This window comes from uncultured Photobacterium sp., assembly GCF_947502415.1.
GTDB lineage: Bacteria > Pseudomonadota > Gammaproteobacteria > Enterobacterales > Vibrionaceae > Photobacterium.
Genome location: NZ_CANMZV010000001.1, coordinates 25580 through 41108, shown reverse-complemented (window position 1 = coordinate 41108; position 15529 = coordinate 25580). Strand labels below are relative to the sequence as shown.

Genomic DNA, 15529 nt, shown 5'->3' with positions numbered 1-15529 from the left:
CTCAAAACCCACTCGACACATTAGAAAAACTAATCGCGGGAATTAAAAAATATATCACACAGATTGCACATCGGCAGCATCTTGTCGAAACTATTAAATTTCCTCCTCAAATTATTATGCTTAGAGCGTAAATTTGCCCCTCTTTTATTTTAATCTCAATTCACCATAACAATTTAAAACACAGCAAATTTGCCACCTATTGAAACAAAAGTTAATTAAATCATCATTACGAGATATTTTTCGCAGCTAGTCGCCAAAACAAACAATAGCAAAATTAAAAACCAATTTATCGCCACATCTGGAGATGTTTAGTTTAGAAATATTTATTCAATAAGAAGATAGCGCTCACAAAAAGCTATGTTATTAGAATGATAACCTCCGCCACGAAAGTTCAACATATACATTTGGAGTTACGCAATGGATACGCTGAAATTCAAAAATGGTTGGCTCAGCCTTGAAGATGAAAGAATTAATGAGATCAATCAATTTTGTGAAAACTATAAACACTTTCTAAATATCGGAAAGACTGAACGTCAATGTGTTAAAGCAACGATAAAAGAAGCCGAACAACATGGCTTCCGTTCTATCAACGAGTTTGAAACGTTATCTGCAGGCGATAAAGTTTACTTTATCAACCGCAATAAAAATGTTGTATTAACCGTTGTCGGTAAACGTCCGATCAATGAGGGTATCCGCTACGTCGTATCCCACATTGATTCTCCTCGTTTGGATCTTAAACCGAATCCTGTGTACGAGAAAAACGAGCTGGCATTAATGCGTACCCACTATTACGGTGGTATCAAAAAGTACCAGTGGGCATCACGTCCACTAGCACTACACGGTGTTGTGGTTACTAAATCTGGTCGTATTGTCGATATCGCCATCGGTGAAGACCCTAAAGATCCTGTCTTTACTATTCCTGATCTATTGCCACACTTGGATAAAAAAGTTCAACGCGAACGTAATGCTGCGGAAGTGCTAAAAGGCGAAGAACTTCAAATCATCGTCGGCTCTATACCGATGGAGTTTGAAGATGAAAAAATCAAAGACAAAGTCAAACATCATGTACTAACAAAACTACATGAAAAGTATGACATTTCAGAAACTGATTTCATTTCAGCAGAATTAATGTTGGTTCCGGCTGGCGATGCACGCGATGTAGGTATCGATGAAGGTATCGTCGGTGCTTACGGTCAGGACGACCGCATCTGTGCCTATACCTCTCTTGAGGCAATCCTGGATATCGAAACCCCGGAACAAACTGCAGTCTGCTTCTTAGTTGATAAAGAAGAAATTGGCTCAACAGGTTCTACCGGCCTTGAATCACGCTATCTGGAATTCTTCACAGGTGAACTGCTTATACGTCAGGCTGGTGAAAAGTACAACGATCAAATGCTACGTCGCTGTCTATGGAACTCATACGCCTTGTCATCAGACGTGAATGCAGGTTTGAACCCACTATTTGAATCAGTTCATGATGCACAAAATGCGTCCAAGCTTGGCTACGGTCTGGTGCTGACTAAATACACTGGTCATGGCGGTAAAGTCGCGTCCAATGATGCTGACGCTGAATACGTTGCAGCTCTTCGCCGTATTTTCGACGACCATGAAATCACCTGGCAAACCGGCCTGCTAGGTAAGGTTGACGAAGGTGGTGGCGGTACTGTTGCTAAATACCTGGCCCACTACGGTATTAATACTATCGATGCAGGTGCAGCCATTTTATCAATGCACTCACCATTCGAGTTGTCTTCCAAGTTTGATATCCACGAGCTGTATCGCGCTTATAAAGCGTTCTACATCCAAGCACTCTAGTGCCGTCGCACTGTTGGAGAATAAGTTATGAAAAAACGTCATCCGTTGACCTTTTATATTCTTTGCTCATGCCAGTTCTGGTGGGCGTTGTCTTTCTATAGCCTATGGGCAATTTTGCCGGTTTTCCTTGGCGATGAACTGGGTATTGACCAAAAAACCTCTTTTGCGACCTTTGGTGCCTTCGCCGCTTTAGGTGCAGCTATCCTGTTTATCGGTGGCTGGCTTGCCGATAAGATCCTCGGAGCGAAGCGTACCCTGGTCTGGGGTTTCTTCTTCCAGGGCCTCGGTTATTTCATCATTGCCTACTCGGCCATCACAGCTCAGCCGCACTTCGTATTCATCGGTTTGGGTACTGTTGCTGTAGGTCGTGGTATCGGTAGTGTTGCTCCACCGACTATCATTGCTGCATCTTATGATAAAGATGACCCTCGCCTTGATGGTGCCTACACCTTGTTCTACATGGTTAACAACATCGGTGCATTCCTTGCGCAGCTAGGCGCACCTATCATGGCTTACAGCATCGGCTGGACATCTGCTTTCATTTTGTCAGCTGTCGGCATGACTGTTAACGTTGTGACCTATCTGTTGTTCAACAAAAAAATCAAGGAAGCAACCGAAGCCGACAAGCGTGCAGTTCCATTCAAGACCAACAGCTTGTTCCTTTCTGGTGTATTACTGGCAATCGCTTCAGCTAGCTACCTGTTAACTAACCTACCTTTGGCACAGGCCGTCCTAGGCATCGCCGCGTTGGTTATCCTGTTCCTCATCATGAAAGAGATGAAGAAGGAAGCACCAAGCAGCCGCAAGCGTATGGTTGTTGGTTTAGTACTGATGGTTCAGGCTCTGGCATTCTTCGTGCTATACAACCAGATGCCAACATCTCTGAACTTCTTCGCTATTAACAACGTAGAAGCAGAAGTGTTCGGTATCGCGGTTAACCCGGTTTCCTATCAATCACTGAACCCTATGTGGGTAATCTTCCTGAGCCCAATCCTTGCCCATATCTATACAACCTTGGGTGAGAAAGGCAAAGACCTCTCAATGCCGGGTAAATTCGCTCTGGGTATGTTGATCTGTGCTGCAGCCTTTGGTTGCGCCGGTTTCTCCCAGTACTTCGGCGACGAAAACGGCATGCTGAACCCATTCTGGATTGCTGCTCCTCACTTCCTGTTTGCTATCGGTGAACTACTGATTTCTGCTCTGGGTCTGTCTGCTATCGCCAAGTTGTTCCCAAGTCGAATCCGTGGCTTCATCTACGGTGCATGGAACATGACTCTGGCTATCGCATCAGTAGCGGGTGCATGGGTTGCGGGCTTGTCTTCATCAGGCGAAGTAGAAATGACTCCGGTAGAAAGCTTAGCTTCCTACGGTAACTACTTCTTTGCCCTTGCCGCAGCAGCGACAGCTGTTGGTGTGATTTGTGTCATCATGGCACCTCGCCTCAACCGTCTTATCGAGTCTGAGCCTGAAGCACAGAAAGAAGAGCTACAAACAGCTTAATCACTGCGAAGTGATATAATAATCAAAGCGAGAGCTCCGGCTCTCGCTTTTTTCACCTCTGCCCCACTTCAACCCAGACCATCCCTATTCATTCAATACCTTATACCACATTGAATAATCAGATATACTCTGCATTAAACACCTGAATATCTACACGGACCCGCATTCACCATGATGGACTTCGATGCCCTGCTCACCCTTTCCGAAAATGGCAAGGTTTTTGCCAATCCTCGCCGTATTGCATTGCTCAAGGCAGTGCAGCAAACAGGCTCCATCAGTAAAGGAGCTAAGCAAGCAGGGATAAGTTATAAAGCAGCCTTCGATGCCATCAAAGATATGAATAACCGTTCGGAATCACCGCTGTTAACCAGTGAAAAAGGTGGTAAAGGTGGAGGCGGAGCATCATTGACCCGCTTTGGCGAACGTTTGCTCCAGATGTATGACCTGCTAGATACAATCCAGAATATGGGACTAAAGGCACTCAACGACGAAGATGCCCCACTACATAGCCTATTAGGTGTTATGACCAAATTCTCACTACAAACCAGTGCCAGAAATCAATTTTTCGGCACTATCAGTGAAATTGAAAATCATACTTTGCACGACAAGGTCTTTATCAAACTACAAAGTGGACAACACGTTATTGCGACGATAACCCACGGCAGTACAATCCGCCTTCAACTAGAAGAAGGAAAGGATGTGGTTGCACTTGTAAAAGGCCCGGCAATCCAAATTAGCAATGAATCACCTTCAGATCTGCAACTCGACAACCAGCTCAGCGGGATCATCCAACACATAAAATATGATGATTGTTCAGCCGAAGTATCGATAAAGCTTGATGATAATGATGAAGTCTGTGCCCTCATCAATAGAAAGAAAAGTAAAGAGATAATGTTAGAAGAAGGAAAGCACGCACTGGCATGCTTCTCTTCTTCTCAAGTGATCATCGCAACATTAAGTTAATTAAACTTGATACAACTCCCCTTAAAGGCGCTGTAGTCGGCGCCTTTTAACAGGCAATCTTCAAAATGCTTATAGTCCAGATACTGGAAGACAACCAATAGCATTGCCACCAGCACCAACCCGAGCAACGAAACCCGGATCAACCAAACATTTCTTTTTTTCAATGCGAACATCAGACAAAACAACGAAATCGGTGCAATTAGCAAAGTAAACGGTAAAAGATTCGCTGCTGAAGGTGCCATATCGAGCATCATACCTCGGTGAAATATTCGGGGGTAAATGATAAGTCTTTTTCTGCTCGCAACCCAAAGGTTTCAAACATAATTTGCAATAAATTACATTACCCCGACACAATCCATTCACAATCACGCCCGCAACGAATCAAGTCATAAGCTTTAATATGAAACTCATCAACTTGATTTGTGATCGCTTCCTCTTTTTATTCATCAAAAGCATATTTGTTCTGATTTAAGTCACACTTTGCGTGCTTAGCTAATGCACATCGAAACGTTTCGATCTACATTTCTAGTCATCGAAACGTTTGCGTAACCGTTTCGATGAATAAAATGAAATATAAGATGTCATGCCAAACAGGTTTGTTCATCTCGCTTCTCCCACAGAACGAATAAGGTACAACCCATGAAAAAAAGCGCACTCATCAATGCTGAATTGTCATACGTCATCGCAACATTAGGACACACAGACGAAGTCACAATCTGTGATGCAGGCTTACCTATCCCGGATGAAACACAACGTATCGATCTTGCGCTTATTCCTGGCGTCCCTACCTTTATCGAGACAGTAAAAGCGGTGCTTGGTGAAATGCAAATTGAAGGTGTTGTTATGGCCGAAGAATTCCTGAAGGTTAGCCCTACACATCACGAAGCTCTCATCGAACTCATTCGTAATGAAGAAGCGCAATGCGGCAGATCTATTAACCTTACCTATGTCAGCCACGAAGAATTCAAAATCCACACTCAAAACAGCAAAGCAGTGATCCGCACCGGAGAGTGCACCCCATACGCCAATGTGATTTTTCAATCTGGCGTAGTGTTCTAAATCCGACTCTTCTGCTAACTGCAAGGAACTGACATGAAACAGCCAATCTTAGAATTAAAAGGGATTGAGAAAGCATTCCCGGGAGTCAAAGCTCTCGATAATGCCTGCCTCAACGTTTATCCAGGCAAAGTGATGGCTTTGATGGGAGAAAACGGAGCAGGAAAATCCACCCTAATGAAAGCGTTGACCGGGATTTATGCCATGGATGCCGGTGAAATCCGATATCAGGGCGAAAAAGTTAATTTCAACGGTCCACGTCATTCACAAGAAGCCGGGATCAGCATTATCCACCAGGAACTAAATCTTATTCCCGAACTAACCATTGCAGAAAACATCTTTCTGGGTCGTGAGATAACCAATGCTTTTGGCGGAATCAAGTGGTCAGAAATGTACCGTGAAGCCGATGCTCTTCTCAAACGCCTTAATGTCAAACATAACTCTCGACAGCTACTGGGTGAACTTAGTCTCGGCGAACAGCAAATGGTTGAAATAGCCAAAGCGCTATCGTTCAAATCGCAAGTCATCATTATGGACGAACCAACCGATGCCCTGACCGATACCGAAACTGAGTCCCTGTTCAAGGTCATCAACGAACTTCGCGATGAAGACTGCGGCATTGTTTATATCTCTCACCGTCTGAAAGAAATTTTCGAAATCTGCGATGACATCACGGTTCTGCGTGACGGTAAATTCATTGGTGAACGCCAGGTTGCCGATATCGACGAAGACACCATGATCGAAATGATGGTAGGTCGCCGACTTGATGAGCAATACCCTCGCATTGACGTTACACACGGTACCACCTGTTTAGAAGTAAAAAACCTTAATGCTTCCGATGTCCACAACGTCAGCTTTACTTTAGATCGCGGAGAGATCCTGGGTATTTCCGGCTTAATGGGCGCAGGCCGAACTGAGCTAATGAAAGTGATATATGGTGCCCACCCCCGCGAATCAGGGGATGTGATCCTAGATGGCAAGACGATCAACCCAAGCAGCCCACAGGACGGCCTGGCTAACGGTATCGCTTATATTTCAGAAGACCGTAAAGGTGATGGCCTGATCCTTGGTTTGTCCGTTAAAGAAAATATGTCCATCTGCTCGCTGGAACAACTTTCCAAAGGCCTTCAGCTCAATCACTACGAAGAGGTGACCGCAGTTGAAGACTTTATCCGCCTGTTCAATATCAAAACCCCGACCAGAAATCAGATCATCGGCAACCTATCTGGTGGTAACCAGCAAAAAGTCGCTATCGCTAAAGGCCTGATGACCAAACCGAAAGCCCTGATCCTTGACGAACCTACGCGTGGTGTCGATGTCGGTGCCAAAAAGGAAATATATCAGTTAATAAACCAATTCAAAGCCGAAGGGATGAGCATCATCCTGGTCTCTTCGGAGATGCCAGAAGTGCTGGGTATGAGTGACCGTATCCTCGTCATGCACGAAGGCCAGATCAGCGGTGAATTTATGGCCGCCGATGCCGACCAAGAAAAACTACTAGCCTGCGCTGTGGGTAAACAAATCAACGAGGTAGCAGCATGAGCACTAACGCTATGACTAAAACACCTGATTCCGGTAGCACCAAGCTATTCAGCAAAGAATGGTTAATCGAACAGAAGTCGCTGATCGCATTAATTTTCCTGATTGTGGTGGTGTCTTTCCTGAACCCGAACTTCTTCACCATGGATAACATCCTGAATATCCTGCGCCAGACCTCGATAAATGCCATCATCGCAGTAGGTATGACCCTGGTTATCCTAACCGCCGGTATCGACCTTAGCGTCGGCTCAGTTCTTGCGCTCTGCGGTGCATTTGCCGCCACCATGATTGGTATGGAAATTCCAGTGCTTGTGGCAGTACCAACAGCCCTAGTCGCTGGTGCAGCCCTTGGCGCTATCAGTGGCGTGATCATTGCCAAAGGTAAAGTACAGGCATTCATCGCCACTCTGGTTACAATGACCCTGCTTCGCGGTGTGACCATGGTTTACACCGACGGTCGTCCAATTTCAACAGGCTTTACTGATGTCGCAGATAGCTTTGGATGGTTTGGTACTGGTTATGCCATGGGTATCCCGGTTCCAATCTGGCTGATGGTTATCGTCTTCGCTGCTATCTGGTACCTGTTGAACCACACTCGATTCGGTCGTTATATCTACGCGCTTGGCGGCAACGAATCCGCAACCCGTCTTTCAGGTATCAACGTGGACCGCGTCAAGATTGGCGTCTACGCAATCTGCGGCCTGTTAGCAGCTCTGGCTGGCATCATCGTCACCTCTCGTCTCTCATCGGCTCAGCCTACCGCTGGTATGGGATACGAACTAGATGCGATTGCTGCGGTAGTGCTTGGCGGCACCAGTCTCGCCGGTGGTAAAGGCCGCATAATGGGAACCCTGATCGGCGCACTGATTATTGGCTTCCTTAACAATGCACTTAACCTGCTGGATGTATCCTCCTATTACCAGATGATTGCAAAAGCAGTGGTTATCTTGCTTGCAGTCCTCGTAGATAACAAAAACAAGTAACACCGATTGGTATCAACCTCTGTAGCGCGGGTAGCCCCCTGCCCGCACAACCGACATACGTAGAAAGGAAAACGGAATGAAAAAGTTAGCAACCCTAATCTCTGCTGCCGTAATCTCAGCGTCTTTCAGCACTACCGCAGCTGCGCAAGACACCATGGCCATGGTTGTTTCGACACTGAATAACCCATTCTTCGTCACAATGAAAGAAGGTGCAGAAGCAAAAGCACAGGAACTAGGGTATAACCTGATTGTTCTTGATTCTCAAAATGACCCAAGTAAAGAACTGTCTAACATTGAAGATCTTACTGTCCGCGGCGTAAAAGCAATCCTGATCAACCCAACAGACTCAGATGCCGTATCTAACGCGATTCGCATGGCAAACCGCTCCAAGATCCCTGTCCTAACTCTGGACCGTGGTGCAAGCCGTGGTGAAGTGGTAAGTCATATTGCATCCGACAACGTTGCCGGTGGCGAAATGGCTGGTAAATTCATCATGGAAAAAGTCGGTGAAAAAGCACGTGTTATCCAGCTTGAAGGGATCGCAGGTACTTCTGCCGCACGCGAACGTGGTAAGGGCTTCATGAATGCCGTGGACGCACACAGCATGAACCTACTTGCCAGCCAGCCAGCTGACTTCGACCGCACTAAAGGCCTGAACGTAATGGAAAACATGCTGGCAGCCAACCCGGATGTTCAGGCAGTTTTTGCCCAAAACGATGAAATGGCTCTGGGTGCCCTTCGTGCTGTTCAGGCATCAGGCAAAGACGTTCTGATCGTCGGCTTCGATGGCACAAAGGACGGTATCGCAGCAGTTAACCGCGGTAAACTGGGCGCAACTATCGCACAGCAACCGGATCTGATTGGTGCATTGGGCGTGGAAACTGCAGATAAAATGCTGAAAGGTGAGAAAGTGGAAGCAAATATTCCAGTTCCTCTGAAAGTAATTACTAAGTAGTAATATTCGGAACCTAGCTCCTTGGCTCTGTTTCTGAGCCACTTAGGAACAAGGTGCTAGGTTCCGCACCCCTATCTCAAAATCTATCGTTTAGCGCTTGTTTAATTTTTACTACACCGCTAACCCATACATTTTGGCCCGATAAAAACGGCAAACGTAAAGTAAGAAAGGTCCCGATATGAATAAATTAGTTGTTCTTGGTAGCGTCAATGCCGACCATGTTTTACAGGTAGCTTCTTTCCCGCGTCCGGGTGAAACGTTACACGGCCACAGCTATTGTGTTATTCCTGGTGGTAAGGGGGCTAACCAGGCCGTTGCCGCGGCTCGCCTTGGCGCCGATGTTGCCTTTATTGCCTGTGTGGGTGATGACAGTTTCGGCTATCAGATGCGAGAAGAATTTTCCAAAGAAGGCATGAATACTGAAGCTGTTCTGATTGAAGAAAATACACCGACCGGTATTGCGATGATCCAGGTCGCCCAAACAGGTGAAAATAGCATTTGTATTTCGGCCGAAGCCAATGGCTGCTTAAGTCCTGCCCGCCTTGAGCCACACCATCACCTCATCACCCATGCCGATACTTTGCTGATGCAACTGGAAACACCAATTGAAACGATTGAAGCTGCAGCAAGGGTTGCGCAGGAAGCAGGCACCCGCGTTGTGCTAAACCCGGCACCTGCACAAGCATTATCTGATGACTTATTACAACTTGTTGATATGATTACGCCTAACGAAACTGAGGCGGAACTGCTGACAGGGGTAAAGGTTGAGGATGTTACATCAGCGCAAAATGCCGCAGACATTCTGCACGCAAAAGGGATCAAGCAGGTTATGATCACCCTTGGCAGCCAAGGCGTCTGGATCAGCAATGACGGCAAAGGCCAGCAAGTACCGGGATTCAGGGTTGATGCCAAAGATACCACCGCCGCTGGTGATACCTTCAATGGTGCACTGCTAACCGGTATTCAGGAAGGAAAACAGATGGACGAAGCCATCCGCTTTGCTCATGCCGCAGCCGCAATTTCAGTAACACGTATGGGTGCTCAGACTTCTATTCCGCATCGCCGAGAAGTGGAACGCTTTCTTATCGAGCACCATTAAGTAAACCGGCCTGTATAACCGCCTCAATATCGTGCCAAACTTTTATTAAAAGTTCTGGTTGTAAAATATTGCTGGTTATACGGGCTAATACCAGTTATCTGGTATGTATCAGGGAGAACTCAATGGCGACAATCAAAGATGTTGCGAAATACGCCGGTGTATCAACCTCAACGGTCAGCCACGTACTCAATAAAACCCGTTTTGTCAGCGAAGATATTTCAGTTCGTGTAATGGCGGCAGTGAAAGAGTTAAACTACGCCCCCTCGGCCTTGGCCCGCAGCCTGAAGGTGAACCATACCCGAACTTTCGGCATGTTAGTTACAACCTCAACCAACCCATTTTTCGGTGAAGTCGTCAAAGGTGTCGAGCGCCGTTGCTACCAGCAAGGCTATAACCTGATCCTTTGTAATACCGAAGGTGACATCGAACGCATGCACTCCAACCTCGACACCCTTTTGCAAAAACGTGTCGACGGGTTATTACTGATGTGCAGTGAAGTCGAAGGGAAAGATTTTGACCTATTCTCTCGCCACCAGCCAGTTCCGACAATCGTCATGGACTGGGGACCAATTGATTTTCCGAGTGATAAAATCCAAGATAACTCTCATCATGGCGGCTACCTGGCAACCCGTCACCTAATTGAAAAAGGGCACACAAAAATTGGTTGCCTTACCGGCCCGTTAGATAAACTTCCTGCACAGCAACGCCTGTCGGGTTTTGTTCAGGCAATGGAAGAGGCGGGATTAGAAATCAACAAGCAGTGGATTGCCTCAGGACTCTTTGAATGTGAAGGCGGCGAAACAGCTTTCGATAAAATCTACGAAAGAGGCCCGCTACCGACAGCCCTGTTCGTTTGTAATGACATGATGGCAATGGGTGTAATTAATACTGCCCACAAGAAAGGTTTATCGGTACCTGATGACATCTCTATCGTCGGATATGATGACATCAAACTAGCCAAGTACATCACACCCTCACTCACTACCATTCACCAGCCTAAGCACCGCCTCGGTCAGCAAGCAGTTGATACTCTGTTAGATAAGATCCAGAACAAACGAACAACCAACAAAATTATCCAGCTTGAACCTACACTGGTTGAACGTGACAGTGTTAAATCCATCTAGCTCTGAAATTATCCAGAACTAAAAAAGCGATAAGAGAGCACTCTCGCGCTCTCTTTTTCACAACACTCATCCCTTAAGGGAATACATCTCACCAGCATTAATGAAATAAGTTGTCATATTTGTCATTGATAAGCATCTTTTTCCTTTAAAGCCTTTCAGTAATAGTAACCACTCGCCAACATACCCATAAAGCACCGCTCACAACCACCCACTTTACAAAACCATTGCCATATCAACATCATAACATCCACCACACAAACGTCGAAAACGTGTCCAAACAAATACCTCTTTAGCAGTATTTATTACCGTATTAATACTGTTTTTTGTAGGATGCCTCCAGTTATTTCACCATATAAAGAAATGTAAACAATGGTAAACAATAAATATCAAAAATCATTACAAAAGAAAATGCTATTTGGAATCCTAGCTCTTGGCGCACTAGGAGGCATTGCCTCATTTGGCACCGCAGCTTTCATTATGCACAAAACAAGTTCAACTGAATTTTGTGTATCCTGTCACTCAATGGAAAAGCCTCTGGCTGAATACCAAGGTACGATCCACTTCCAGAACAAGCACGGTGTGCGCGCAGAATGTGCAGATTGCCACATTCCAACCGATACCATTGATTACCTGTTCACCAAAGTAAGTGCTGCAAAAGATATCTATCATGAACTGGCAGGCACAATTGATACCGAAGAAGCCTATGAAGCTCGCCGCCAGCACATGGCTGAAACTGTATGGCAGCAAATGAAAGCCAACGATTCTGCAACCTGCCGTAACTGTCACGACTTCAATGCAATGACACTGCTTGAACAACGACCAGCAGCACGCGACATGCATCAGCAGGCAATTGCTAATAACCAGACCTGTATCGACTGCCATAAAGGCATTGCACACCTATTGCCAGATACTTCAACTTCAGCTCAATCAGGTGCCGCAGAACTGGCAAAAGCAGCCTTGTCTGCTTCAGAAACGGCTACTCAGCTGTTTACTTATGAAACCACCCCTTTCTACCTGAGTGAAACTGAGAGTCACAACCAGGGTAACCTGCTACCAACGACAGAGTTCGAAGTGCTCACCCGTGGTGCTGAGCGAGTTCAGGGGGTTGTTCATGGCTGGCAGCAGGAAGGTGTTGATTCAGTGATCTACGCGCAACAGGGTAAACGGATCCTTTCTGTGCTTCTGGGTGATGATGCAAAAATGGCAGTTGAAAAACTGGCAACAGTGACTGACGAAGCGACCAGTATTGTATGGCATCAGGTTGACCTGAAACTATGGATGGAAACCGACAAGCTACTTGATAACGACAAAGCCCTTTGGGACTACTCATCAGAGCTGATGTCAGCAAACTGTACCGGTTGTCACGGCCTGACACCGCTGGATCACTTTAACTCCAACCAGTGGATTGGTGTTATTAAAGGCATGGAATCCCGCACATCTCTGACTCCGGAGCAAAGCCGAATCCTAACTCAATACGTTCAAAAACACGCAAGCGATATGACGGGAAGTAAACACTAATGAGCAAGCAATCCATGACCAATAAAAACGAAGTTTTACTGAGCCGTCGTCGCTTCCTGAAAAGTGCAGCAGCCCTGGCAGCAGTACCAGCAATCAACAGCATTTTACCAAAAACAGCGCTTGCAAAAGCCATTGAAGAAGCTCTTCCTCACTTCAAATACACAAAAACAGCCCATAAAGGCATTTTAAGTGCTGCTCACTGGGGCGCATTCCAGGGTGTTGTGAAAGATGGCAAGATGATCGATGCAATTGCCATAGACGATGATCCGGCACCAAATGAGCTGATCAAAATGGTGCCGCATCAGGTACACGCAAAGAACCGTGTTAAATACCCAATGGTCCGCCGCAGCTTCCTTGAAGGTGGTGCAGGCGTAAGCAAAGAGAAACGCGGTAACGACGAGTGGGTTCGTGTCAGCTGGGACAAAGCCACTGAACTGGTTGCCAGTGAAATTACCCGCCTGCAGGAAAATTTCGGTCCGTCATCAATCTACGCCGGTTCATATGGCTGGAAAAGTACGGGCATGTTACACAACAGCCGTACCCTGCTGCACCGCCTGATGAACCTGACCGGTGGCTTCCTGGGCTATGCAGGTGACTATTCAACCGGTGCCGCACAGATGATCATGCCGCACGTTATGGGCTCAATGGAAGTTTACGAACAACAAACAGCATGGCCTGTAGTTGTTGAAAACAGTGAGCTGGTTGTACTATGGGGCTTCAATGCCATGGCGACATTGAAGAACGCCTGGAACGTACCAGATCACGAAGGTCAGGCAGGCCTTAAAGCTCTTAAAGATAAAGGCACCCGTATCATTGCTATTGATCCGATTCTCAATGAAACCATCGACTACATGAACGCAGAATGGATTGCACCACGTCCGTATACTGACGTTGCAATGATGCTGGGTATGGCTCATACCCTTTACAGCGAAGATCTGCACGACAAAGAGTTCTTGAAATACTACACCACAGGCTTTGATAAGTTCCTTACTTATCTGAACGGTGAAACTGACGGCGAAGCAAAAACAGCCGAATGGGCCGCTAATATCTGTGGTATCGACGCAGAAACCATTAAAACTCTGGCCCGTGAATTAGCCAAAAACCGTACTATGCTGATGGCTGGCTGGGGTATGCAGCGCCAGCACCATGGCGAACAGCCAAACTGGATGCTGGTTACACTGGCTGCAATGCTGGGCCAAATCGGTTTGCCAGGCGGAGGCTTTGGCTTCAGCTACCACTACTCTTCAGGCGGTAGCCCGACAGCTAAAGGCGGTATTCTGGCAGGTATCAACGCAGGCAAAGCACCGAAAGGTTCTCCGGCTCCAATTCCGGTAGCCCGTATTGTTGATGCCATTATGAACCCGGGTAAAACAATCAAGTTCAATGGCCGTAAGGTTACCTACCCTGAAATCAAAATGGTTTACGTGGCTGGCGGTAACCCGTTCCACCAACATCAGGACACCAATAGCCTGTTAAAGGCATGGCAGCAACTTGACACCATTGTTGTACAGGAACCTTACTGGACGGCATCAGCCAAACATGCAGATATTGTGCTTCCAGCAACGACCGCTTACGAGCGTAACGATCTGGATATGGGCGGTGATTACTCGCAGCGCTATGTGATCCCTATGCACAAAATAGTTGAGCCACAACATGAAGCCAAAAACGACTTTGATATCTATGTGGCACTGGCAAACAAGCTGGGGGTAAAAGACGCCTACACTGAAGGCAAAGACGAAATGCAGTGGCTGAAAGAAATGTATGACGGTATGGCCACACAAGCACGCACTAACCGCATACCTCTGCCACCATTTGAGATGTTCTGGAATGCTAACGACTATGTTGTATTCCCAATTCCAGAAGCCAACAAGCGCTGGGTACGCCATGCAGACTTCCGTGAAAACCCACTTCTAAATCCGTTAGGTACACCTTCTGGCCGTATTGAGATTTTCTCCGATACCATAGCACAAATGGACTACGCTGACTGTGCACCGCACGCTAAATGGTACGAGCCTCGTGAGTGGTACAAAGCCGATATCGCGAAGAAATTCCCGCTATCACTGAACACAGCTCACCCGACTCAGCGTTTACACTCCCAGCTGGATAACACGCCACTGCGTGACAAATTCGCTATTGCAAACCGCGAAGCTATCATGATTAACAGCCAAGATGCCAAGGAACGAAGTATCAAACATGGTGATCTGGTCCGCGCTTTCAATAACCGAGGTCAAATTCTAGTAGGCGCACTGGTATCTGACGATATCCGCCAAGGTGCAGTTCGTGTTTGTGAAGGTGCATGGTATGACTCAGACACACCTGGACAAGCCGGAGGTATGTGCCGAAATGGCTGTATCAACGTTCTAACCTTCGATCAAGGGTCATCACAATTGGCACAGGCTAACTGTGGCCACATGGCGCAACTAGAAGTGGAAAAATACCAAGGTGAAGTACCAGTTAACCTAGCGCATACATCACCTAAAAACGCTTAATCTCGACAACAAGCAAAGCGATTATACGCATAATGAAAAAGGGGCAGAACTTAGATTCTGCCCCTTTTTATTAAAAATAATTGAGTTCCTCTAATAATAAGGAACCAAGTTATTTAGATAAAAAAATGCTGGCCTAAGCCAGCATTTCAAAATCAGTGCAACGTTAAATTAGATTTTTTCAACGTTTGCAGCTTGAAGACCTTTCTGGCCTTGCTCTGTTTCGAAAGAAACTTTCTGGCCTTCAGCTAGAGTTTTGAAACCTTCAGAAACGATCGCACGAAAGTGAACGAATACGTCTGCGCCGCCGTTATCCTGAGTGATGAAGCCGAAACCTTTTTCTTCGTTGAACCACTTAACTGTACCAGTTAGTTTAGACATGATTATATCCTAAATTTTTTAACAAATAATTCGCGTAATGCGTTGTATAGCCAGAAAAGAATTACTTATGTGAGGAATAATTATGGATGGAAGTACTTGATAACATTAAC

The 15529-nt window shown here is 46.3% G+C and carries 13 protein-coding genes; 11 read left to right on the top strand and 2 right to left on the bottom strand.

From position 1 onward, the window contains the following. The first annotated feature begins 417 nt into the window (after positions 1–417). From Q0852_RS00150 to Q0852_RS00140, 3 genes are all read left to right on the top strand, one after another. Complete coding sequence (locus tag Q0852_RS00150) at positions 418–1815, top strand: aminopeptidase (RefSeq protein ID WP_299012836.1); 1398 nt, start codon at positions 418–420, stop codon at positions 1813–1815. A 27-nt stretch (positions 1816–1842) separates the two neighbouring features. Beyond that, a complete protein-coding gene (locus Q0852_RS00145; RefSeq protein ID WP_299012835.1) occupies positions 1843–3315 on the top strand; it encodes an oligopeptide:H+ symporter in 1473 nt (490 codons plus the stop codon). 171 nt (positions 3316–3486) lie between these two features. Beyond that, positions 3487–4278, top strand: coding sequence for a TOBE domain-containing protein (locus tag Q0852_RS00140; RefSeq protein ID WP_299012833.1), 792 nt, complete (start codon positions 3487–3489; stop codon positions 4276–4278). On the opposite strand, the gene Q0852_RS00135 is transcribed toward Q0852_RS00140, so the two are convergent. Then, positions 4275–4520 (bottom strand): hypothetical protein, encoded by a 246-nt coding sequence (locus Q0852_RS00135; protein WP_299012832.1) that lies wholly within the window; start codon positions 4518–4520, stop codon positions 4275–4277. The genes Q0852_RS00140 and Q0852_RS00135 overlap by 4 nt on opposite strands. 397 nt (positions 4521–4917) lie before the next feature. Here Q0852_RS00135 and rbsD point away from each other — a divergent pair, with 397 nt between their 5' ends. The 8 genes from rbsD to torA all read left to right on the top strand — a co-directional run bounded on the left by rbsD (position 4918) and on the right by torA (position 15041). Further along, positions 4918–5337: a D-ribose pyranase gene (gene rbsD, locus Q0852_RS00130; protein ID WP_299012831.1), complete on the top strand. Its 420-nt coding sequence runs from the start codon at positions 4918–4920 to the stop codon at positions 5335–5337. Positions 5338–5370: 33 nt separating this feature from the next. Further along, positions 5371–6876 carry a ribose ABC transporter ATP-binding protein RbsA gene (rbsA, locus tag Q0852_RS00125; protein ID WP_299012830.1) on the top strand — a complete coding sequence of 502 codons (1506 nt, stop codon included), beginning with the start codon at positions 5371–5373 and terminating at the stop codon, positions 6874–6876. Beyond that, positions 6873–7856, top strand: a complete 984-nt coding sequence (rbsC, locus tag Q0852_RS00120) for a ribose ABC transporter permease (protein WP_299012828.1) — start codon at positions 6873–6875, stop codon at positions 7854–7856. The genes rbsA and rbsC overlap by 4 nt, the downstream gene beginning before the upstream one ends. A 76-nt stretch (positions 7857–7932) precedes the next feature. Beyond that, a complete protein-coding gene (rbsB, locus tag Q0852_RS00115; protein ID WP_299012826.1) occupies positions 7933–8811 on the top strand; it encodes a ribose ABC transporter substrate-binding protein RbsB in 879 nt (292 codons plus the stop codon). A gap of 178 nt (positions 8812–8989) precedes the next feature. Further along, a complete protein-coding gene (rbsK, locus tag Q0852_RS00110; protein WP_299012824.1) occupies positions 8990–9910 on the top strand; it encodes a ribokinase in 921 nt (306 codons plus the stop codon). 122 nt (positions 9911–10032) lie between these two features. Next, complete coding sequence (locus Q0852_RS00105; protein WP_299012823.1) at positions 10033–11034, top strand: substrate-binding domain-containing protein; 1002 nt, start codon at positions 10033–10035, stop codon at positions 11032–11034. 369 nt (positions 11035–11403) lie between these two features. Beyond that, positions 11404–12552, top strand: a complete 1149-nt coding sequence (locus tag Q0852_RS00100; RefSeq protein ID WP_299012821.1) for a NapC/NirT family cytochrome c — start codon at positions 11404–11406, stop codon at positions 12550–12552. Beyond that, positions 12552–15041, top strand: coding sequence for a trimethylamine-N-oxide reductase TorA (torA, locus tag Q0852_RS00095; protein ID WP_299012819.1), 2490 nt, complete (start codon positions 12552–12554; stop codon positions 15039–15041). Before Q0852_RS00100 ends, torA begins: the two co-directional genes overlap by 1 nt. Positions 15042–15209: 168 nt before the next feature. Here torA and Q0852_RS00090 read toward each other — a convergent pair whose 3' ends face one another. Then, positions 15210–15419, bottom strand: coding sequence for a cold-shock protein (locus tag Q0852_RS00090; protein WP_299012817.1), 210 nt, complete (start codon positions 15417–15419; stop codon positions 15210–15212). Positions 15420–15529: the final 110 nt, after the last annotated feature.